This is a genomic window from Streptomyces sp. NPDC052043, from assembly GCF_044548235.1.
In the GTDB taxonomy this organism is placed as follows: Bacteria; Actinomycetota; Actinomycetes; order Streptomycetales; family Streptomycetaceae; genus Streptomyces.
In genome coordinates this window covers 165,050-183,956 of sequence record NZ_JBIUBT010000017.1, presented here as the reverse complement: position 1 = coordinate 183,956, position 18,907 = coordinate 165,050, and the positions used below count along the sequence as shown (strand labels likewise).

The 18,907-nt window shown below is 71.2% G+C and carries 20 protein-coding genes; 9 read left to right on the top strand and 11 right to left on the bottom strand.

Annotated features, from left to right (window positions below; genetic code table 11):
- Positions 1-165: 165 nt before the first annotated feature.
- The 7 genes from ACIHCX_RS33430 to ACIHCX_RS33400 all read left to right on the top strand — a co-directional run bounded on the left by ACIHCX_RS33430 (position 166) and on the right by ACIHCX_RS33400 (position 5,623).
- Complete coding sequence (locus ACIHCX_RS33430) at positions 166-372, top strand: hypothetical protein (RefSeq protein ID WP_400036257.1); 207 nt, start codon at positions 166-168, stop codon at positions 370-372.
- A 96-nt stretch (positions 373-468) separates the two neighbouring features.
- On the top strand, positions 469-612 hold the full coding sequence (locus tag ACIHCX_RS33425; protein ID WP_400036255.1) for a hypothetical protein: 144 nt from the start codon (positions 469-471) through the stop codon (positions 610-612).
- A 95-nt stretch (positions 613-707) separates the two neighbouring features.
- Entirely contained in the window at positions 708-893 is a 186-nt protein-coding gene (locus tag ACIHCX_RS33420) for a DUF5808 domain-containing protein (protein WP_400036253.1), read from the top strand.
- 208 nt (positions 894-1,101) lie between these two features.
- Positions 1,102-1,764, top strand: coding sequence for a zinc-ribbon domain-containing protein (locus tag ACIHCX_RS33415; RefSeq protein ID WP_400036251.1), 663 nt, complete (start codon positions 1,102-1,104; stop codon positions 1,762-1,764).
- A gap of 201 nt (positions 1,765-1,965) precedes the next feature.
- Entirely contained in the window at positions 1,966-2,943 is a 978-nt protein-coding gene (locus tag ACIHCX_RS33410) for an ion transporter (protein WP_400036248.1), read from the top strand.
- Positions 2,944-3,140: 197 nt separating this feature from the next.
- Complete coding sequence (locus ACIHCX_RS33405; RefSeq protein ID WP_400036246.1) at positions 3,141-4,058, top strand: serine hydrolase; 918 nt, start codon at positions 3,141-3,143, stop codon at positions 4,056-4,058.
- 158 nt (positions 4,059-4,216) lie between these two features.
- On the top strand, positions 4,217-5,623 hold the full coding sequence (locus ACIHCX_RS33400; protein WP_400036244.1) for an FtsW/RodA/SpoVE family cell cycle protein: 1,407 nt from the start codon (positions 4,217-4,219) through the stop codon (positions 5,621-5,623).
- A 171-nt stretch (positions 5,624-5,794) separates the two neighbouring features.
- Here ACIHCX_RS33400 and ACIHCX_RS33395 read toward each other — a convergent pair whose 3' ends face one another.
- Entirely contained in the window at positions 5,795-6,013 is a 219-nt protein-coding gene (locus tag ACIHCX_RS33395; RefSeq protein ID WP_400036242.1) for a hypothetical protein, read from the bottom strand.
- 197 nt (positions 6,014-6,210) lie between these two features.
- Between ACIHCX_RS33395 and ACIHCX_RS33390 the strand changes: the two genes are divergently transcribed.
- Positions 6,211-6,747 carry a DUF2269 domain-containing protein gene (locus ACIHCX_RS33390; RefSeq protein WP_400036240.1) on the top strand — a complete coding sequence of 179 codons (537 nt, stop codon included), beginning with the start codon at positions 6,211-6,213 and terminating at the stop codon, positions 6,745-6,747.
- 23 nt (positions 6,748-6,770) lie between these two features.
- Here the strand turns inward: ACIHCX_RS33390 and ACIHCX_RS33385 are convergent, their stop codons facing one another.
- Positions 6,771-7,652 carry a MurR/RpiR family transcriptional regulator gene (locus ACIHCX_RS33385; protein WP_400036238.1) on the bottom strand — a complete coding sequence of 294 codons (882 nt, stop codon included), beginning with the start codon at positions 7,650-7,652 and terminating at the stop codon, positions 6,771-6,773.
- 74 nt (positions 7,653-7,726) lie between these two features.
- Here ACIHCX_RS33385 and ACIHCX_RS33380 point away from each other — a divergent pair, with 74 nt between their 5' ends.
- A complete protein-coding gene (locus ACIHCX_RS33380) occupies positions 7,727-8,581 on the top strand; it encodes an EamA family transporter (protein ID WP_400036236.1) in 855 nt (284 codons plus the stop codon).
- A 76-nt stretch (positions 8,582-8,657) separates the two neighbouring features.
- Here ACIHCX_RS33380 and ACIHCX_RS33375 read toward each other — a convergent pair whose 3' ends face one another.
- The 9 genes from ACIHCX_RS33375 to ACIHCX_RS33335 all read right to left on the bottom strand — a co-directional run bounded on the left by ACIHCX_RS33375 (position 8,658) and on the right by ACIHCX_RS33335 (position 18,664).
- A complete protein-coding gene (locus tag ACIHCX_RS33375) occupies positions 8,658-9,587 on the bottom strand; it encodes an SGNH/GDSL hydrolase family protein (protein WP_400036235.1) in 930 nt (309 codons plus the stop codon).
- 229 nt (positions 9,588-9,816) lie between these two features.
- Positions 9,817-10,596: an enoyl-CoA hydratase/isomerase family protein gene (locus ACIHCX_RS33370; protein WP_400036234.1), complete on the bottom strand. Its 780-nt coding sequence runs from the start codon at positions 10,594-10,596 to the stop codon at positions 9,817-9,819.
- A 5-nt stretch (positions 10,597-10,601) separates the two neighbouring features.
- Positions 10,602-11,849: a cytochrome P450 gene (locus ACIHCX_RS33365; protein ID WP_400036232.1), complete on the bottom strand. Its 1,248-nt coding sequence runs from the start codon at positions 11,847-11,849 to the stop codon at positions 10,602-10,604.
- Between the two features lie 89 nt (positions 11,850-11,938).
- Positions 11,939-13,297: a cytochrome P450 gene (locus ACIHCX_RS33360; protein WP_400036231.1), complete on the bottom strand. Its 1,359-nt coding sequence runs from the start codon at positions 13,295-13,297 to the stop codon at positions 11,939-11,941.
- Positions 13,298-13,310: 13 nt separating this feature from the next.
- Positions 13,311-13,871, bottom strand: a complete 561-nt coding sequence (locus ACIHCX_RS33355; protein WP_400036229.1) for a GTP-binding protein — start codon at positions 13,869-13,871, stop codon at positions 13,311-13,313.
- 3 nt (positions 13,872-13,874) lie between these two features.
- Positions 13,875-14,252, bottom strand: a complete 378-nt coding sequence (locus ACIHCX_RS33350) for a DUF742 domain-containing protein (protein ID WP_400036227.1) — start codon at positions 14,250-14,252, stop codon at positions 13,875-13,877.
- Positions 14,249-15,073 (bottom strand): roadblock/LC7 domain-containing protein, encoded by an 825-nt coding sequence (locus ACIHCX_RS33345; RefSeq protein WP_400036269.1) that lies wholly within the window; start codon positions 15,071-15,073, stop codon positions 14,249-14,251. Before ACIHCX_RS33345 ends, ACIHCX_RS33350 begins: the two co-directional genes overlap by 4 nt.
- Before the next feature lie 17 nt (positions 15,074-15,090).
- Positions 15,091-16,293: an ATP-binding protein gene (locus ACIHCX_RS33340; protein ID WP_400036225.1), complete on the bottom strand. Its 1,203-nt coding sequence runs from the start codon at positions 16,291-16,293 to the stop codon at positions 15,091-15,093.
- A 445-nt stretch (positions 16,294-16,738) separates the two neighbouring features.
- On the bottom strand, positions 16,739-18,664 hold the full coding sequence (locus ACIHCX_RS33335; RefSeq protein WP_400036223.1) for a DUF2264 domain-containing protein: 1,926 nt from the start codon (positions 18,662-18,664) through the stop codon (positions 16,739-16,741).
- Positions 18,665-18,907: the final 243 nt, after the last annotated feature.

The following is an 18,907-nucleotide window of genomic DNA, read 5'->3' as shown; positions in this document are numbered from 1 at the left end:
AGCTTCGACCCCTGCCTCCCCTGCGGCGTCCACATGTACCTCGGCAACGGCAAAACCCTCACCACCACCCACACCCCCACCTACGGAACCGACCAGGGCTGAACCGCGCGGGACGCGGGCCGGGCCGGGACCGGGGAGGACACCGGGGGAGACGAGGAGCAGACCATGGGCACGATCAGAGTCGGCAGGCGGGACGTGAAGCCCGACACCCCGGGACATGTCAACGGACTGCACCAGGGCAACTTCGGTCCGTACGAAGGGCAGAGGGGACACCACAAGGACGGCACCTCCGACGCCCGCCGGTCCACGGGCATCCACTGGAAGAAGCACGACGCGATCACGAAGGCCATGCCGAACATCTCGCCCGGCTGACGGGGCGCGCCAGGGGCGCGACCGGGGCAGGACGGAAAGACTGGGGCAAGGCGGAAGGATCGGGTCGGAACCGACAGGACGGAAAGGAGGAACGGGATGACAGCGAAACAGCTGCTGGCGGTGGAGGCCGCCCTGGTGGGCGGGCTGGTGCTCGCCGTGCTGATCAAGGAGATGCCGGGGCTCCTGCGCGAGATCAGGATCTGGCGGATGTCCGGCCGCGGCGCCGGCCACGCCCGCTGAACGCCGGATCGGTAAGCTGGCCGGACGTGGGCGTCCACCGCCTTCTCCCCGCACGGGCCACGGTGACGCCCGCGCCGGACAGAGGGAGGCGGGCCATGAACCCGGACGACGAACGCCACTGGTTCGGGGTCTTCTACTGCAATCGCGACGACCCCCGGGTCGTGGTCCCCAAGCGCTTTGGCTGGGGGCGGACCCTGAACTACGGTCGCCCGATGGCCTGGGTCTGGACCTTCGGCGCGCCCGCGGCCGTCGGGATTCTCACCCACCTCGGCAGGCACTGACCGCAGCGGCGGCCCGCAGGCCGCCGCTGTCCTGCGTCTTCGGTCGTGTCCGTTCATCACACACGTGCCTTTTCGTCCCGGGACCAGTCGCCGGACAGCAGGTGCCGGGGCGCCCGCGCGCCTGGCAGAATTCCGGACACCCGCGTGACGAGGACGGGCGTCGCGTGCGGAACACCATCACCGAGGTCGGCCCTGGGGGGAACGCACCGTGAGTACCGAGATCTACTTCAACAACAACCACCGCGACCTGTGTCAGGAACACGGCACCGGCGCCGGTTTCCAGTTCGAGTTCTACTGCTCCCGCTGCTCCGACACCTGGCGCTCCCCGTTCGAGCCCTTCCGGGCGGGCCAGATGGCGGGCTGGCTGTCGCGGGGGGTGAACGCGGCCTGGTCGGTCATCGGCGGCAGCGCCGCCCAAGGCGTCTCCAACGCGGCCGACGGGCTGGCCGGAGCGAACTACGGAACCCAGCGGGACGCGGCGTTCACCCGCGCCATCGCCAACGCGCAGGGCCACTTCGACCGTTGCCCCCGCTGCACGTCCTACGTCTGCGGCCGCTGCTGGAACGCGGGCCTCGGCCTCTGCCTCACCTGCTCCCCGGACACCGCGGCGGAGGCCCAGGCGGCCCAGCAGCGGGGCCTGAACGACATGGTGGCCCAGCGCGCCTACGACGCGGGGCAGCAGCGCGGCCAGGGCTACGACGTCACCACGCCGCGCCAGTTGGTCTGCCCGCACTGCCACGCCGAAGCCAGGGGCGCGACCTTCTGCCCCGCCTGCGGACACCGCCTCGCCCAGACGGACAGCTGCTCCTCCTGCCACCAGGAGCTGCCGGACGGCGCGGCCTTCTGCCCGTCCTGCGGCACCCGAAGGTGACCCCCGCGCCGCGACCCCGGGACTGAGCGCCCACGGAGACCGCGTACCGCACCCACGACGTGCGATACGCGGTCCGCGAACGTACCCCGATCCACGGTGCGGTGGAAGTCCGTGTTGGAGGATGATCATCACTCGACACGCCCGCCCTTCCCGCCCGGTCGGCCGGGAGGGCCACCGCATGTGAAGGAGCAAGGGCAGCAGATGCCGGAGCAGCACGATCGACACGCCGACATCGCCTCACGGCCCCTGCGCCGAGAACTGGCCAGCCGCTGCCGGGCCGTCACCGAGGCCCGCTGGTTCGCCCTCGCCGTCTTCGCGGTGATCCTCCTCAACGCCGCCCTGCTGGGCGTGGAGACGTACTCCGGTCTGGCGGCCCAGTGGCACCACTGGTTACGGCAGGCCGAGCACGTCTGCCTGGCCGCCTTCACGGCGGAGATCCTCGTCCGGCTGCTGGCCTACGCCGACCGCCCGCGGGAGTTCTGGAAGGACCCGTGGAACTCCTTCGACCTGGTGGTCGTCCTGTGCGCCTTCGTGCCCGTCGTGCGGGAGAACGCCACGGTGCTGCGGCTGCTGCGCCTGGCGCGCGTACTGCGCACCGCCCGCTTCCTGCCGCAGGTGCGCATCGTGCTGGTCGCGGTGGTCCGCAGTCTGCCCGGCACCCTGAGCTTCCTCCTGGTCGGTGCCCTGCTGCTGTACGTGTACGCCATGGTCGGCTGGGTCTTCTTCGGCCGCCACGACCCCGAGCACTACGGTTCCATCGGCCGCGCCGTCCTCACCCTCTTCCTGCTGATGACCCTGGACGGCATCGGCGACGCGGTGCACAGCGGCCTCGAGGTGTCGCGCTGGAGCCTGCTCTACTACGCGTCCTACGTCCTGCTGGCCTCCTTCGTCCTGGTCAACGTCCTCATCGGTGTGGTCATCACGTCCCTGGAGGAGGCCCGCGAGCTGGAGAACGACGAGCCCGCCGGTGCGGCGGCCGCCGGAGACCCCCCGGACGGCGAACACCTCGCCGGCCGGATCGCGGCGGCCCGCAGGGCCCTCGACGAGCTCGAGCGCGACCTCGGGCAGGTGGCGGCACCACGGGCCAGGCAGGCCGCGCTCGTGGTCCCGACGGTCGTCGGGCGCCCGGCGTCCGGCCCCGCCCGGGCGCGGCGCAGAACGTCCCGGCGACGCCGCTGAGCGGGCCGCGCCGCTCGCGGTGAACGAGGCCTGACGGAGCGGGGCGACAGGGGGTCGGTGACAGGGGTGGGCCTTCTCACAATTCGGGTCGAAACGGGTTCGTAGTGACGGCGGCCACTTCGCTCGGCGCGCATTTTGTCTACCTTCGCGAAGCAGTTTCCCCCGTTTGCCGACCCTTTGCGGAGGCCTGTCCGACCATGTCCCATCCGCGTTCCCTGTCGCATCCGAAGACCTCGGCGGCTTCGGCGACCCCGGCCAGGCGCCGGGTCAGCCGCGCCGGTGCCTGCGCCGGTGCCCTCCTGGCCTCGGTGACGACCCTCTTCTCCCTCGGCGCGCTGCACGCGGCACCCGCGGTCGCCGCGCCCGCGCCGGGCGGGCAGGCCCACGCCGCGCCGGCCGTGCACGCGGCACCCCAGCCGCAGAGCAAGGCGCGGGTGACGGCGGCGGTGCTCAACCTCGACGGCCCGAGCCGGACGCCGCTGCTGTACGGCGAGGACACTCCGTACGACACCGCCAGCATCATCAAGGTCGACATCCTCGCGGCGCTGCTGCTCCAGGCCCAGGACGAGGGCCGGCACCTCACCGCCCAGGAGCGCGCCCTGGCCGAGCCGATGATCCGCAAGAGCGACAACGCGGCGGCGAACGCCCTGTGGCGTGAGATCGGCATGGCTCCGGGTCTGGAGGCGGCCAACAAGCGCCTGGGGCTGACCTCGACCAAGGGCGGTCCCGGTGCCAAGTGGGGGCTGACGCGGACGACGGCCAGTGACCAGATCCGCCTGCTGCTGTCGGTGTTCGACAACGCCGGGGCGTCGAAGACCGGCTCTCCGCTGAACCAGGAGTCCCGGACCTACATCCGGACGCTGATGAGTCAGGTCGTCGGCGAGCAGGCGTGGGGTGTCTCGGCGGCCTCCGGTGCCCGGTACGAGTTGAAGAACGGCTGGCTCCAGCGCACCACCTCCGGGCTCTGGGACGTCAACAGCGTCGGCCGGATCACGGTGCACGGACATCGCTGCCTCGTCGCGGTGCTGTCCGACGGCAGTGCGTCGATGACCGACGGCGTCTCGCTGGTGGAGCGGGCGGCCCGGCAGGCCGTGGCGGCGACCACCGGGACCTGACGGGCGCCGGTGCCGGGGCCCCGCGGGTCCCGGCACCGCCACCCCGGCCATCCCCGCCCCTCGACGGTTAGTTGCGTCATTGCGCAACTGTATAGTCGTGCCGGATGTCACCGGGTCCCGAGACGGGAGACCGGCAGAACGTGACGGGGGGAGAGGCCATGGGCGGCCGAGTCCGAGCGGCGAGTCGGGGCGGCGATCAGGGCAGCCGCAATCTGGAACTGGCGCTGCTGCTGGGAGCCGTGCTCATCTGCGGATTCGGCTACGCGGGCAGTTCCCTCGCGATCACGGGCAGCCTGCCGCCCGGCATGGTGGTCCACGTCATCCTCCTGGCCCTGCTGCCGCTGCTGTGCCACCTGGCGGTACGGCGGTTCGCCCCGCACGCCGACCCGCTGATCCTGCCCCTGGCCACCCTGCTCACCGGCCTGGGCATCGTCCTGATCCACCGCCTCGACATGGCCTACGAGGCCCGGTACCGCTCGCCCACGGCGGTCGGCGGGCAGGTCATGTGGGTCGCCCTCGCGGTCGCCGGATTCATCGCGGTCGTGATCACGCTCAAGGACCACCGCCGGCTCCAGCGCTACCCCTACCTGGCCGTCACCGTGGGCCTGGTGCTGCTGATGGCTCCGGCCTTCTATCCCGGCGACGTCTACGGCGCCAAGCGCTGGATCTTCCTCGGGCCGCTGTCCTTCCAGCCCGGCGAGTTCGTGAAGATCGTGATCGTGCTCTTCTTCGCCGGGTACCTGACGCTCCGCAGGGACGCCCTGGCGCTGGCCGGACGACGCTTCATGGGCATGTACCTGCCGCGAGGGCGGCAGCTCGGTCCGATCGCGGCCGTGTGGGTCATCAGCCTGCTCGTCCTGGTCTTCGAACGGGACCTGGGCACCTCGCTCATCTTCTTCGGCGCCTTCGTGATCATGCTGTACGTCGCGACCGAGCGGACCAGCTGGGTGGTGTTCGGCGTCGCCATGTTCGCCGTCGGAGCCTTCGTCGTGGGCTCCTTCGAACCGCACGTCCACGGCCGAGTCGTCGCCTGGCTGCACCCCATGGACATCTACCTCCCCCCGGAGCAGCGGCCGGCGGGCCTGATCTCCGACCAGGCGGCCCAGGCGCTGTTCAGCTTCGGCTCCGGCGGGATGTTCGGTTCCGGCCTCGGCCAGGGCCACCCCGAGCTCATCGGCTTCGCCGGGCGCAGCGACTTCATCCTCACCACCGTCGGCGAGGAACTCGGCCTGGTCGGCGTGATGGCGGTGATCCTTTTGTACGCGCTGCTCGCCGAACGCGGCCTGCGCACCGCGATCACCGTGACCGACCCCTTCGGCAAGCTGCTGGCCGCCGGTCTGGCGACCACGCTGGTGCTCCAGGTGTTCGTCGTCGTCGGCGGTGTCACCGGGCTCATCCCGCTCACGGGCAAGGCCCTGCCGTTCCTGGCCCAGGGCGGCTCGGCGATGGTCGCCAACTGGCTGCTCGTCGCCCTCCTGCTCAAGGTCAGCGACACCGCACGCCGCCCCGAGCCCGTCCCGGTGGCGGACCTGGACGCCGCCGAGACCCAACTGGTCCGCCGGTGACCCGGCGCCCCGGGGCAACCGGGGTCTGAGCGACACGGCCGTACGACGGGGGGAGTACGGCGTCGGCGGCCACGTACTCCCGCGGCCGCCGACCCTGAGTGCGTACGGGGCTCGTACGGGCGGCCCCGTCGGAGGCCGGCCGGTCGCCGGGGCGCCGGGCCGAGCCGCCGTTCAGCGTTCGAGGAGCCTCCTGGCCACGCGCGCCGCCGCCTCGCACTCGGCCGCGGGCGGCGAGAGCTCGCTCAGCGTGTCGAGGTCGGTGTCCTGCCGCAGCTCCGCCTCCCAGGCGGCGGCGAGGCTCTCCTGTTCCTTGCGTGACAGGCCCTGGACGCGCTCCCGGTGGTGCGGGTCGAGGGCGGTCAGGAAACGCTCGACGGTGTCGATGGGCATGTCGCTCTCCTTGGTCAGGGGGTGCCGGCCCGGTGGGGCGCTGTCCCCAGCGTGAGCGGCGGGCGGGCCCCGCGGTCGGCGCCGTGGCCCACGCGCACCCGAACGGAGCAGGCCCGGCCGTGTACGCCGAGGCCGGTACACCGGGTTACTCCCCACGTCGGACGCCGGTCGCGCCGCCGTCCGGCACCGTGTGGCGGGTGAGAACAAGCCGCCCCGCACGCCGTGCCTTCCTCGTGGTCCATGTGGTCGCCTCCGCCAGTTGGCTGGGACTCTCCCTCGGACTGCTCGCCCTCGGGATCGCCGCGGTCACCACGCACTCCGCGGTGACCGTGGAGACCTCCGTCCGCGCCATGAAACTCTTCGCCGACTGGCTCCTGCTGCCGGTCGCGTTCCTCACCCTGCTCAGCGGTCTGGTGCTGTCTCTGGGTACCCCGTGGGGGCTGGCACGGCACCGGTGGGTCTACACGAAGTTCTGGCTGACCCTGGCCACGACCGCCGCCACGGTCCTCGTGCTGCGCCCGGGCCTGAACTCGATGGTCCACGACGTCGCCGCGGGCGAGCCGCCGGCCGACTCCCGCGGAGTCCTGATGGGCCCGATCGTGTCCCTGACCTCGTACGTCTTCATGACGGTGATCTCCGTGCTCAAACCCTGGGGCCTGACCCGCCGCGGCCGACGGCACCGCGCCTCTCAGCGCGCGTCCCACACCGCCCGCCCCCTGAGCCGGCCGGTCTGACCCGTTCGGACGGATGCGCAAGGTCAGTACGCGTGAGCCGCGGTGACCTCTGCGGAAACCGCCAGGGCCTGTTGGGCGTCCGAACCGCGCAGGGCCAGCAGGCTCAGGGCCAGCGCGTCGACCACGACGAGATGAGCGAGGCGGCCCGCGACGGCTTCGAGGCCCAGGGTGAGGTCCTGGCCGCCGGCAAGCAGCGTGCACTGGCTGGTCTCGGTCAGCGGTGAACGGGCGTAGCTGGTGAGCGAGATGACGGTGGCTCCGCGCGCGTGGGCCCGCCGGGCGGCGTCCACGGTGGTACGGGTGGCGCCGGTGTGGCTGACGGCCAGGCAGACGGCGTCCGCCGGAAGCAACGAGGCGGCCACCTCGGCGGTGAGGGGGTCGGTGGGGGAGTCGACGGCGCAGCCCAGGGCCCTGAGACGGTAGGCCGCGTCGGTGGCCACGGCGGTGGACAGGCCCGCACCGACGACCAGGATCCGGCTCGCGCCGTGCAGGGCCTCGGCGGCGGTGCGCAGGTGGTCGGGGGAGACGGTCGCGGACAGCCCGTCCAGGGCCTCGCGTGCCGCTTGCACGGTGTCGGCCAACGCGCGGGAGGTGGGGTCGGCGCTTTCCGGCGGGGTGGGCCGGGGCGCCTCCCGTGCCGCCGTGATCTTCACCTCCTGATAGCCGCGGAAGCCCAGCCGCTGGCAGGCGCGGATCACGGAGGAGGGAGCCGTGTGCGCCATGGCGGCGACGTCACTGACGCTCAGCCGGACCAGTTCGGGGCCCTGATCGAGCAGGACCTGAGCGACCCTGGCCTCCGCGTCGCGCAGTTGCGGCAACCGGGCGCGTACGTGGGCGGCGAGATTCCGCACGTCAACGGCCCGTGCGTCGGCCGAAGGACTCCCGGTCGGGGAATGGTGTTCCATGTGAGTAGCATAATACGGAATCCGATTCCCCACCGCTTCAGCTTCTGGAACGGTCGACGCTCATGGATGTGTTCATGCAAGCAGGCACAGCCGTGCCCGTAGTGGTGCTCGCCGCAGCGGTGCTGCACGCCGTGTGGAACGCACTGGCGCACGCGATGCCGAACAAGCTCGCCGGCTTCACCCTGATCAACCTCGTCTTCGTCGGCGTCAGTGCGGTCTGGGTCTGTTTCACCCCGCTCCCCGACTCCGCCGCCTGGCCCTTCATCGCGGCCTCGGCCGTGCTCCAGGTCGCCTATCAGACGCTGCTGCTCCAGGCGTACAGGCTCGGTGACTTCGGCCAGATGTACCCGGTGGCGCGCGGCGTCGCACCCATGCTGGTCGCCGTCGTCTCGGTGAGCGTTCTCGGCCAGGAGCTGTCAGCCCCCGAACTCACCGGCGTCCTGGTCATTTCCGCCGGACTGGTTGCCCTCGCTCTGGCGGACGGCTTGCCGGACCGCACCCAGGTGCCGGCACTGACGGCTGCCCTCGGCACCGGCGTCATGATCGCCTCGTACACGGTCGTCGACGGCACGGGCGTACGGCGCTCGGACAGCGTCTTCGGCTACATAGCCTGGAGCTTCCTGCTGCAGGGCATGCTCTTCTGCGCCGGCGCCTTCGCGCTGCGCGGGCGCGCACTCGTGCCCCGGCTGCGCTGCGCCACGATGCGCGGACTGACCGGTGGGTTGCTCTCACTGACCGCGTACGCACTGGTGGTATGGGCGCAGGATCACGGCGACCTGGCGTCCATCGCCGCCCTCCGCGAGACGAGCATCGTCATCGCCGCGCTGCTCGGTACCGTGTTCTTCCGCGAACGACTGGGCGGCCGACGACTGGCCGCGAGCGTCACCGTGGTGGCCGGCATCGCCGTGCTCCAACTCGCACACACCTGAACGCCCGGTCCGTCGGTTGAACGCGCCGACGGCGGTGTGCGGCGGGTGCCCGGTCGCCGTACACCGCCGTCGCGGCTCAGCCTCGCCCGTGCCGCTTGCCCAGCACCTCCAGCACCACGCGGGCCATGGCCTGTTCGCCCTGGGCGTTGGGGTGGGCCGGGGCCGCGGGGGAGGCCGGCTGCAACGGCTCGATCCAGCGGTCCGCGGGGGTCTTGCACATGTCGTGGCCGACCGTGGGCCGGTAGGTGTCGACGTACTCCGCGCGGTTCCACGCGGCCACCAGGCGGAGCATCGTGTTCAGCCGCTTCTCGGTGTCCCGCAGATAGGGGAAGTCCCCCGAGGCGAACGGCACCGAGGGAAAGCAGCCGCTGCCGTCGTCGGGCAGCAGGTCCGGATAGCCGACGACGAGCACCCGGGCGTGCGGCGCCCGGGCGTGCACGGCCCGCAGTACACGGTCCACCTTCGGTGCCGTCCGCGCGATGTCGAGCGTCAGCCGGTCGATGCCGGACGAGGCGTAGTGGCGCCGGCAGGGGTCTCCGGTCGGCTGCTGGGAGCCGAGCGCGGCGCAGGTGGCGATGATGGAGCCGAACCCGACGTCGTTGCCGCCGATCTGGACCGTCACCAGGTCGGTGTCCTTGCGCAGGGCGTTGAGCTGGGCGTCGTTGGCGCCCTGCGGCTTCCACATCTCCTCGGTCGTCGCCCCGGCGCAGCTCACGTCCCGGAACGAGGCGACCTTCCGCTCGGCCGCCACGATCGACGGGTAGTTGCGGTCCGAACGCCCGCAGTCGGCATCGACCTGCCCGGGGATTCCGGGGCCGGAGGTGTAGGAGTCCCCGAGCGACACGTAGTGCCCGCCAGGGCCGGATCCCGCGCCGGGCCCGGTGCCGTGCGCCGAGGCGGGCACCGCGGAGGCGGCGACGAGCGCGCATCCGCCGAGCGCCGCACCCACCGCGACCGGCCACCGCCGCTTCGCGGCCGCCGCACCCGAACGTTCCCGATGAACCATCAGTTCCTCCCCCTGGGCCGGGACGTCGCACGCGGCCGGCACCGGGCGGCGCCGCCGTCGCACGTTCGACCGGGCTTGTATACCGTTCGGTAGGTCCCCGGGGCCAGAGGTGTGACGCGGCGACGGCGAGCGCACGGCGACGGCCGGCCCGTCGTCGTCACGGACGCCGGAAACGCCGTACGCGCCCGACACCGGGCAGGCGTCGGGCGCGTACGGACCGAGAACGCGGTCAGCGCTGGGCCACCGCACGGCCCTGGTTGAGCTGCGCGGTGAGGAGATGGGCGTCGAGCAGCGCCACATCGGCGGTGCGGTCCGCCCGCGCGTAGCCGGCGAGCATGCGCTTGGTGAGGGTGAGGGCCTCCGGCGCGCGCCGGACGAGGGGCCTGATCCAGGTGTCGACGGCCGCGTCCAGCTCCTCCACGGGCGCGACCTTGTGCAGGAGCCCGAGCCGGTGGGCGGTGGCCGCGTCGAACGGCTCACAGGTGAGCATCAGTTCGCGGATCCTGGCGGACCCGCCCTCGGCGACCAGGCGGCCCATGGCCCCTCCCCAGGCAGGGGGCAGACCGAGGGCGATCTCCGGCATGCGGAACCGGCAGGTGTCCGCTCCCGCGCGCAGGTCGCAGAAGGAGGCGAGCGCCAGTCCCGCGCCCACGACCTTGCCGTGGAGTCTGGCGATCGTCACCGCGTGCGAGTTCTCCAGGGCGTCGCACACCCGGTAGGCCTTGTCCACGATGCGGCGCATGGCACCGCCGGTCGGGTCTTCCGCCAGTGCCGCCCGGAACTCGTCGCGATCGGCACCGAGGCAGAAGTCGTCGCCCACCGCCGACAGCAGCAGCACCCGGATGTCGGGCCGGTCGTGGAGGCTGTTGAGCAGGGAGAGGAGGTCGTCGAGAGCCGCGACGGTCAGCGAGCTGTCCTGCGCCGACGGGTTGAGCCGGACCCGGAGCACCGGTCCGTCCTGCTCGACGTGTATCGCTTTGTAAGGGAAGGTATCGAAGATATTGGTCATTTCGATCATATGAGGGCGACATCCAGGTTCAGCGGGCGCCGGAACGCCACCCGCGGCGCCCACGTGGGACGGCGCACGAGCGTGAGGTTCGGGAAGCGCCCGACCAGGTGGTGCAGGAGGGTCTGGGCCTCCAGCCGGGCCAGGGGCGCGCCGAGGCAGTAGTGAATGCCGCCGCTGAAGGCCAGGTGTGCCGGTTTGCGGTGCAGGTTGAACAACTCGGGATCCTCGTGCTTGGCGGGATCGCGGTTGGCCGCTCCCACCATGAGGTGGACCATCTCGTCCTTGCGCACCTCGACACCGCCCAGCTCGGTGTCCCTGGAGGAGACCCGGCTGATCACATGGGTGGGCGGGTCGTAGCGCAACGACTCCTCCACGGCGGCCGGCACCAGGTCGGGCGTGATGGTGAGCCGGTCCCACTGCCGGGGGTGTTCGAGGAGCAGCAGGGTCATGGTGGACAAAAGGGTGGACGTCGTCTCCAGGGCCGCCAGCAGCACGAACAGCGCCAGGAAGTAGACGGCCTCGTCCGCCCTGTCCCGGTCGCTCTCCATGTCGTCCCAGAGCGTGATCCAGCGGGAGACGGGGTCGTCGCCCGGGTGGGCACGCCGCTCGCGGACCAGATCCAGGAAGTAGGTGCGCAGTTCGGCCGTGGCCGCGTCGGACAGCGCCAGTTGGCTGGCCGAGGGCAGCAACTCCTGGGTGAAGACCTGGTCGTGGGTCAGCTCGCGCAGCCGCGGGAAGTCGGCGCTCGGCAGGCCCAGCCAGTGCCCGATGGTGGCGACCGGCAGTTCCTCGCTGACCAGGGCGTTGAAATCGGCCTCCCCCTCGCGCAGTTGATCGGCGAGGGAGTCCATGAGCCGACCCGTGATACGGCTCACCGTGCCACGGATCTGCTCCAGGGAGGTGCGGTCGAACATGCCGGCCGACCGGCGCACCCAGGTGTGTTCGGGGGGATTGAGGGCGGGCAGCGTCCTGCTCATCTCACGTGAGGAGGGGGCGGTCCAACGGGTGCCGTCCCCCTGCTGTTCACGCCAGCGGGAATCCGGCTCCAGCCAGTCCCGGTTGCGCAGGACCTGATCGCACAGGTCGAAGCGCGTGATGAGATGACCTCCCCACGGCGCTGCGACGACTCCGCCCCTCGACCGAAGCTCCGCGTAGATCGGAAAGGGGTTGGCCTGGCCCTTCGCTGTCCGTAGACGAGAGAAGAGCGAGACCGCAAAACGTCTGTCGGGGGGCGGAGTTACCGCTGTCTCCACGACGGCTCCTTTCTAGGTATCAGCCGCCATGCATACCCCAGCGGTGGGTTGAACATACGAGATGACTATGCCGGTCGGGGTTGCCTTCGTCACTCCCCTCGAGTCCACGCCAGGAAGCGGCTGAACATGCCGGCCTTGGGCTTGGCCGCGGACGTCGCCGCAGGTCGGGGCGGTGCGGTGGAGGCGAGCGGCGCGGGGGCGGCCGCCTGCGCCTGCGCCTGCGCGGGCGTGGGCGCCACGACCCGGGGCGTGAACCGGACCGGGAGCGCGACCAGCGAACGGCTCCACGGTGCCGGAACCCAGCTCAGGTCCTTGAACGGCACCCGCACTTCGACGTCGGGCAGCCGGTTGAGGAGGGACTCGACGGCGGTCACGGCGATCATGAACGCCGGGTCCTTGGCCGGGCAGGCGTGCGGGCCGGCGCCGAAGGCCAGATGCGCCTTCGCGCTGAGCTGCTCACGGTGTTCGGCCAGCCGGGGATCGGTGTTGGCCGCCGCGAAGGAGATCAGGACCGGGTCGTTGGCCTTGAGCGTCCTGCCGCCCAACTCCACGTCGTGCGTCGGGTAGTGGGCCGCGTAGTTGGCGATCGGCGCGTAGTTCCACAGGACCTGGGTGACGGCGTCCTCGATCGGCAGGCCGGCCTGCCACTGCTCGTCGAGGATCAGCGCGCTGCTCGTGCCGATGGCCGCCGCCAGGGGAGCGGTGCCTCCGGAGAGCAGGGTCACCAGCTGGTGCAGCACCTCCTCGTCGGTCAGCCCCGCGGAGTGCTCCATCAGACGGGTGGTCAGGTCCTGCCCGGGACGGCGCCGCTTGAGGGCGATCAGCTCCCCGAGCGCCTCGGCCAGCACCTGGTCGGAGTTGGGGGTGCCGTCGAAGATGCCGCTGATGCCGACGATGACGCGGTCGCCGATCTCCGGCGGGCACCCGAACAGGTCGCTGAAGACCAGCAGCGGCAGCGGCTGGGCGTAGTCGGCCATCAACTCGGCCTGGCCCAGGCGGTCGGTGCTGAACCGGCTGATCAGGTAGTCGGCGGACTGCTGGGTCTGCCGCACCAGGTGCAGCTCGTTGATGCTGGCCAGACTGTCCGTGACCGCCTGGCGCAGCCGGGCGTGCGCCGCGCCGTCACTGAACAGCGCGTTGGGCCGGTACCCCATCATCGGCACCGCCGGGCTGTCCTCGGGGACACGTCCCTGGTTCAGCGCGTTCCAGCGCCGGGAGTCCCGGACGAACGAGGCGGGGTTCTGAAGGATGTACAGCGCCGCGTCGTAGCTGGTGACCAGCTCGACCTGGACGTCCGGGGCGACGTCGACCGGCGCGCTCGGGCCGAGGGTGCGCAGGTACTCGTAGAGGCTGTCGGGATCGGAGCCGAACTGCGGTCCGTAGACCGGGACGTTGGCGTGGGCGGGGCAGCCGGGAGGAGGCCCCTGTATGCCGGGACGCTGCTGCATGTGCGGGTGGCTCCTAAGAGATGAGGGACAGAAGGTGGTGCACGAGGGTGATGAGGGCCTGCGCCGCGGAGTTCTGGTCCCGTACGTCACAGGTGACGACGGGGGTCTGAGCGGACAGGTTCAGCGCCTCGCGCACCTCCGCGAGCGGGTAGTCGGTGGTGCCTTCGAAGCGGTTGACGCCGATGGCGTAGGTCAGGCCGAAGCGCTCGACCAGGTCGAGGACCGGGAAGGACTCGGAGAGCCGCTCGGGGTCGACCAGCACCAGGGCGCCGAGAGCACCCCGGGACAGCTCTTCCCACATCTCTTTGAACCGTTCCTGACCAGGCGTTCCGAAGAGGTAGAGCACCACCTCGTCGCTGATGGTCAGACGGCCGAAGTCCATGGCGACCGTGGTGGTCGTCTTGTCCGGAGTTCCCGACAGATCGTCAAATCCCACACTCGCTTCGGTGATCTCCTCTTCGGTCCGCAAAGGCTCGATCTCGGAGATACTTCCGATGCACGTGGTCTTCCCGACTCCGAAGTGGCCCACCACAAGGATCTTGACCGCGGTGGAGACGGCTGAATCCAGGTACACGTATCACGCTCCGAATCGGGCTTTGAGGCCATCGAGTACCGCGCTGAGGATTTCCCGATCGACACGTTCGGCGCGGGGGACGGGCTTCCTCGTGATGACGAGGCCGCCCTCTTCCAACTCCGCCAGAAGAATTCGAACGATCCCCAGCGGCAGGTGCGTATGAGCGGCCACTTCGGCGACGGACAGAAAGCCGTCCGTGACCATCTCCAGAACCTCGCCCGCCTCCGGGGAAAGCATGAGGCCGGCGGCGGAGGCACCGTCCTCGGCGGACACCAGGGTCGTGCGCTCGTAGGCGTGGTCCGGGGGCAGGGAACGCCCGTTCGTGACCACGAACAGTGGTACTAATGCCGAGGTCAGCTCGAGATCGGGCTCGTTGTTCACTGGCTGCTCACCGCCCCCTGCGGCGACAGGTGGGCGCTCAGCCGGGGCACCACCTGGTGCAGCCGGGTCGTGAACTCCTCGATGTCGGCGTCGTGGTCGGCCGCCGCGGCCAGGAAGGCGCGGTGACCGGCCGAGATCAGGAAGATCCAGCCGTGCTGGAACTCGATGACCGTCTGCCGCCACCGGGCGTGCTCGTGCACACCGGCGAACTGCGAGGTGGCGCGGCTGTAGGCGTGGATGCCCGTCATCGCCGCCGAGATCGTGTCCGCCAGGTCCTGGCTCATGCCCGTGGTGGCCCCGCGGGGCAGACCGTCGGCGCCCAGCAGCACCGCGTGGCGGGCTCCCCGCACCGCGCCGACCGCCTCGTCGAGTGCGGCGATCGGGAGGCCGGTTCCCCGCCTGGCGCCCTGGTGGCCCCCGGCACGGCCGGAACGCTCGGCCGCGGCCTCCGCGTTCACCCGGGGCGGCGAGGTGAGGTTGTTGCCGAGCCTGGCGACGAGCCGGTGCATGCGGAAGGAGATCTGCTGCATGTCGACGTCGGGCGCCGCGGCCGCGGCGAGGTAGGCACCCTGCCCCGCCCCGATCAGGAAGATCCAGCCGTGGGAGAACTCGATGATCGTCTGGTTCCACTGCCTGTCCTCACCCGGACCGGCGAAGTGGGAGGTCGCCCGGCTCAGCGCCTGCATCCCCGCCATGGCGGCGGATATGGTGCGCACGTCCTTCTCCGACATGCCGTCGGTCGCTCCGCGGGGGAGACCGTCTGCGGACAGCAGAACAGCGTGCCGCGCCTTCGGCACGTTGCTCACGATGTCCTCGAGCATCCACGACAGGTCGTTGGTCATGCGTTATCGGACCCTTCGAACGGAGCCGCGGAGAGGTTCCGGCCCGAGAGCGTGCCGCGCTGGAAGGCTCCCAGGCTTCGGCCGGCGCGGCCGGCCTCGTCCGACGGCGCGACGGGCTCGGCCCGGTGGTCGCTGTCGGGAGCGGCGTCGGGAACGGCGTCGGGAACACTGGCTATGGGCACCTGGCGGGACCCCCGCTTGGGCAGACCGTGCGCGGTACGCGTCCCGGCCTCGGAGCGGCCCGTCGCGCTGCGGATCGGGCTGACCTGGGAAATCTCGGGCGGCGTGATGTCCTCCTCGGTCCACAGTTCCTCCGGCAGCAGGACGACCGCCCGGACGCCGCCGTAGCGGGAGATGCCGGTGACGTCCACCCGGAAGCCGTACTGCTGGGCGAGCAGGCCGATGACGGGGAAACCGAACTTCGGCTGGTTGCCCAGCTGGGACAGCCGGGGGCGCAACTCGCCCGCCAGCAGGGTGGACGCCTTCTGCCGGTCCTCGTCGTTCATGCCGACACCGGCGTCGTCGATGACGATGCACAGGTTCTTCTGCACCCGCTGGAAGGTCACCTCGATCGGCGAACCCTGCTGGGAGAAACTGGCGGCGTTGTCGAGGAGTTCCGCGACCGCGAGAGCGACCGGGGAAACGGCGGACGCCTTCAACGCGAAACCGGTCTGCTGCATGATTTCGACACGGCGGAAGTTGCGAATCTGACCCTGCGCGCTGCGCACCACGTCATAAACACTGGCGGGCTTACTGCGGCGACCCAGTGGCGCACCGCACATCACGGCAATGCCCTGAGCCTTACGCGCCATTTGCGCATTGGCGTGGTTCACTTCCAGCAGATCCGCCAGCACGGCGTGTCCGCCGTACTTCCGCTGAATCTCCTCAAGAAGTGCCAACTGCTCGGCCGCGAGGCTCTGCAGAAAGCGCGCGGAGCCCTTGAGGACGGCCTTGGTGCTTTCCTCCGCCCCCTCTTCGGCCTCTCGGATGGTCTGGTCGTGCTCGGCCTTGTGGCGCTGCAATTCATGCCACACCGTGGCAAGTTGCCCCTCGGCCTCGCTCAACTTCTGCGTGTAGGCGGCCTCGGCCTGGCTCTTTTTCGTCGTCATGGCATTGTTTCGACGATAGAGCACCAGGGCCGCGGCGACGGCGAGCACCACCGCGGCAACCAGGCACCACACAAGTGCATCTCGAATCATGGAAACCTTTCCTGGCGTTTGGTCTGCAGCCGTGGGTGGGTGGCACCTCGTGGGAGTCCGTGGCACAACCGCTCAAAGCGCCCCGACCGCTGTTGCGTTGAGAACAGACCGACCTCAATGCGGTGCGCGAGCCGAGTGGACCAAGGTCACAGACGCGGGGATGCTATCACTCACTTAGGGCACCCTCCGCAACTCCATGAGGGCAAGTGCCCAGCGGCGTTCGCCACTTGGTTGCGCCCTGATATGCGGGGTGTTGCTTGCCGCCGCCGGCCCGTTAACCGTTATGTGTTCGCTACATAAGGCAGATTGCGTGATATCTACCATTTGGGCGGTCAAGTCCCGCTGCAGAGCGTGAATCTGACGGTCTGTCGTGCGCTCGGCGCACCACACGCTCACAACCCCGCACTGCTTTTTTCACAGACGACGCTGCCCACGCTCACGTTCATTACGCATGGACGGCGCCCGGGAGTTCACGGTTCCCGTCGTGCGACACGGTCAGCGGGGCGAAGGCGATCCGGGTGCGTGCGCCGCCGGCCCAGGTCACCTCGACACCGGTCTCGTCGGCCACGCATCGGGACACGGCGTTCGCCGCGGGCGCCCGGTCCCGCTCGGCGGTCAGCGCGGCGAGACTGACGTGCACGGACGTGCCTTCCGCCCGACCGGTGAGGCGCGGCACCCGGGCCCACCGGGTGTAGGCGGTGCCCTGCGGGGCGCGGACCGTGCCGGGGGAGGGGTCCCAGCCGTGCAGCCCGTGCAGCGCGGAGACGACGTCCTGCTCCGGTCCGGTGGCCCAGCCGGTGTGCGTGACGCGGGAGCCGGCCGGGGCTCCGACCACCCGGTGCACCCGGAGCTCGTGACGTCCGTACGCCACCGTGACGCTCTCCACCCGCAGGCCCGGCACCATCGGGGGGCCGGTGACGAAGACCGGCCGGTGCCAGGACGCCGCCCAGCCCCAGCCGTCGCCGTGGCCGGCGCCCAGCGGACGGACGCGGCGCCGGGTGCTGGGCCGGCCGTCCACCTCCACCGACAGATGGTTGTCCGCGACGTTCCCCGGCGCCGTCGGGCCGGTCCGGGTCGAGTACGCCTGACGCCCGTAGTGCGGGTCGTCGCCGGCCGCCGCCTCGCCCAGGTGCGGACCGACGTGGTCGCTGCCGTGGTTGTGCAGCCGTACGATCCCGTCGGCGCGGGTCGCCTGCACCAGCAGCCCGGCGGCCGGCAGGGTGAGCACCCGGTCGCACTCCTCCACCGGCGCGGGCGACTCCACCGCCGTCCACAGCGGATGGGAGGCCGGCGCCAGCAGCGACACGAACGCCTTCGACGCCCAGTAGGGGGAGGCCGGCCCCGAGTACGCCTGCAGCGTGGCCTCGTGCGGACCGTGCCAGCCCAGGCTCAGCAGACCGTCACCGGTCAGCGCCCCCCGGTCCAGGAAATACCGCAGAGTGCCGCTCAGCAGCCGGCGCGAGGTGCCCGGAGCCAGCGGCGTGTGGCCGGTCAGGGCGCCGAGCCCGACCGCGGCCGAGGCGGCGAAACGGTAGGTGAGGGAGCGCCCGTAGTGCACGGGGGCACCGTCCCCGCCGAACATCAGCGAGAGGCTCTCCAGATGCGCGCGCAACCGGTCCCCGCAGCGGGCGAGAAGCGCGGAGTCGTCGCCGAGGTGGGCGTCGAGCACCGGGTACAGGTGCAGCGCCCAGCCGTTGTAGTGGTCGAAGGCGCGGCCGTCGCCGTCGGAGTACCAGCCGTCGCCCGCGTACCAGCTCTCCAGCAGGTCCAGCGCGCGCTCCCGGGCCCGGGCGGTCTCCGCGTCGCCGCGCCCCACCGAGTCCAGGAACCCCGCGACGGTGAACGGGAAGAGGTACCAGTTGTTCGGCGCCGGCGTGTGCCGCAGCGCCCCGCGCAGCCAGGCCTCCGCCCGGTCGCGCACCCCGTCGTCGAGGTGCTTCCACAGCCAGGGCGCGGTCAGCCGCAGGCCGAGCGCGACCGACGCCGACTCGACCATCGGCTGGCCTTGTACGTGGTGGTCGAGGATCGAGGGCCAGGACTCCGTGTCGTCGCGGCCGGGCGTACGGGTGCCCGCGGCGAGGCCGCGCGCGTAGCGCTCCAGCAGGCCGTGCGGGTCGTCGCCGTCGGCACCGGCCACGCGGAAGGCGGTGGCGAGGAAGGTGCGGGCATACCCCTCGAGACCGTCGGACCGCGTTCCCGAACGGGAGGGCCGCCCCGGCAGGTCGAGCAGGGCGTCACCGGGGGTGCTCCACCGCCAGGCCGCCGCCGTGAGCCCGTCCGCCACCGCTTCCCAGTGCGCCCGGGTGTAGCCGGTGTGGGGACTCGACACGCGGTCCTCGGCGGGGAGTTCGAAAGGGATGGGGATGCTCATGCAGGGAAGGCCGGCCTTTCGCGTGGGACGGGAGGGTGGCGGCCGGGGCCCGAGCCCCGGCGGGCGGTCTCGGCGAGCACCGGCTCGGCGGGGCGGGCCGAGGACGGCCGCGGGCACGGTGGGGGTGGGATTCCATGATCACCACCGGGTAGGATGCGGACGAGAACGGGCGGAGCTGTCCCACATCTACCGGACGGGGCCCACCGGATACAGGTGTTCCTCGGACAGCGTGACGACCGAGGT

Coding starts and splice junctions, on each gene's coding strand:
- ACIHCX_RS33430 (WP_400036257.1), top strand. CDS start 166: ATGGGCACGATCAGAGTCGGCAGGCGGGACGTGAAGCCCGACACCCCG.
- ACIHCX_RS33425 (WP_400036255.1), top strand. CDS start 469: ATGACAGCGAAACAGCTGCTGGCGGTGGAGGCCGCCCTGGTGGGCGGG.
- ACIHCX_RS33420 (WP_400036253.1), top strand. CDS start 708: ATGAACCCGGACGACGAACGCCACTGGTTCGGGGTCTTCTACTGCAAT.
- ACIHCX_RS33410 (WP_400036248.1), top strand. CDS start 1,966: ATGCCGGAGCAGCACGATCGACACGCCGACATCGCCTCACGGCCCCTG.
- ACIHCX_RS33405 (WP_400036246.1), top strand. CDS start 3,141: ATGTCCCATCCGCGTTCCCTGTCGCATCCGAAGACCTCGGCGGCTTCG.
- ACIHCX_RS33400 (WP_400036244.1), top strand. CDS start 4,217: ATGGGCGGCCGAGTCCGAGCGGCGAGTCGGGGCGGCGATCAGGGCAGC.
- ACIHCX_RS33395 (WP_400036242.1), bottom strand. CDS start 6,013: ATGCCCATCGACACCGTCGAGCGTTTCCTGACCGCCCTCGACCCGCAC.
- ACIHCX_RS33385 (WP_400036238.1), bottom strand. CDS start 7,652: ATGGAACACCATTCCCCGACCGGGAGTCCTTCGGCCGACGCACGGGCC.
- ACIHCX_RS33380 (WP_400036236.1), top strand. CDS start 7,727: ATGCAAGCAGGCACAGCCGTGCCCGTAGTGGTGCTCGCCGCAGCGGTG.
- ACIHCX_RS33375 (WP_400036235.1), bottom strand. CDS start 9,587: ATGGTTCATCGGGAACGTTCGGGTGCGGCGGCCGCGAAGCGGCGGTGG.
- ACIHCX_RS33370 (WP_400036234.1), bottom strand. CDS start 10,596: ATGACCAATATCTTCGATACCTTCCCTTACAAAGCGATACACGTCGAG.
- ACIHCX_RS33360 (WP_400036231.1), bottom strand. CDS start 13,297: ATGCAGCAGCGTCCCGGCATACAGGGGCCTCCTCCCGGCTGCCCCGCC.
- ACIHCX_RS33345 (WP_400036269.1), bottom strand. CDS start 15,073: ATGCTCGAGGACATCGTGAGCAACGTGCCGAAGGCGCGGCACGCTGTT.
- ACIHCX_RS33340 (WP_400036225.1), bottom strand. CDS start 16,293: ATGATTCGAGATGCACTTGTGTGGTGCCTGGTTGCCGCGGTGGTGCTC.
- ACIHCX_RS33335 (WP_400036223.1), bottom strand. CDS start 18,664: ATGAGCATCCCCATCCCTTTCGAACTCCCCGCCGAGGACCGCGTGTCG.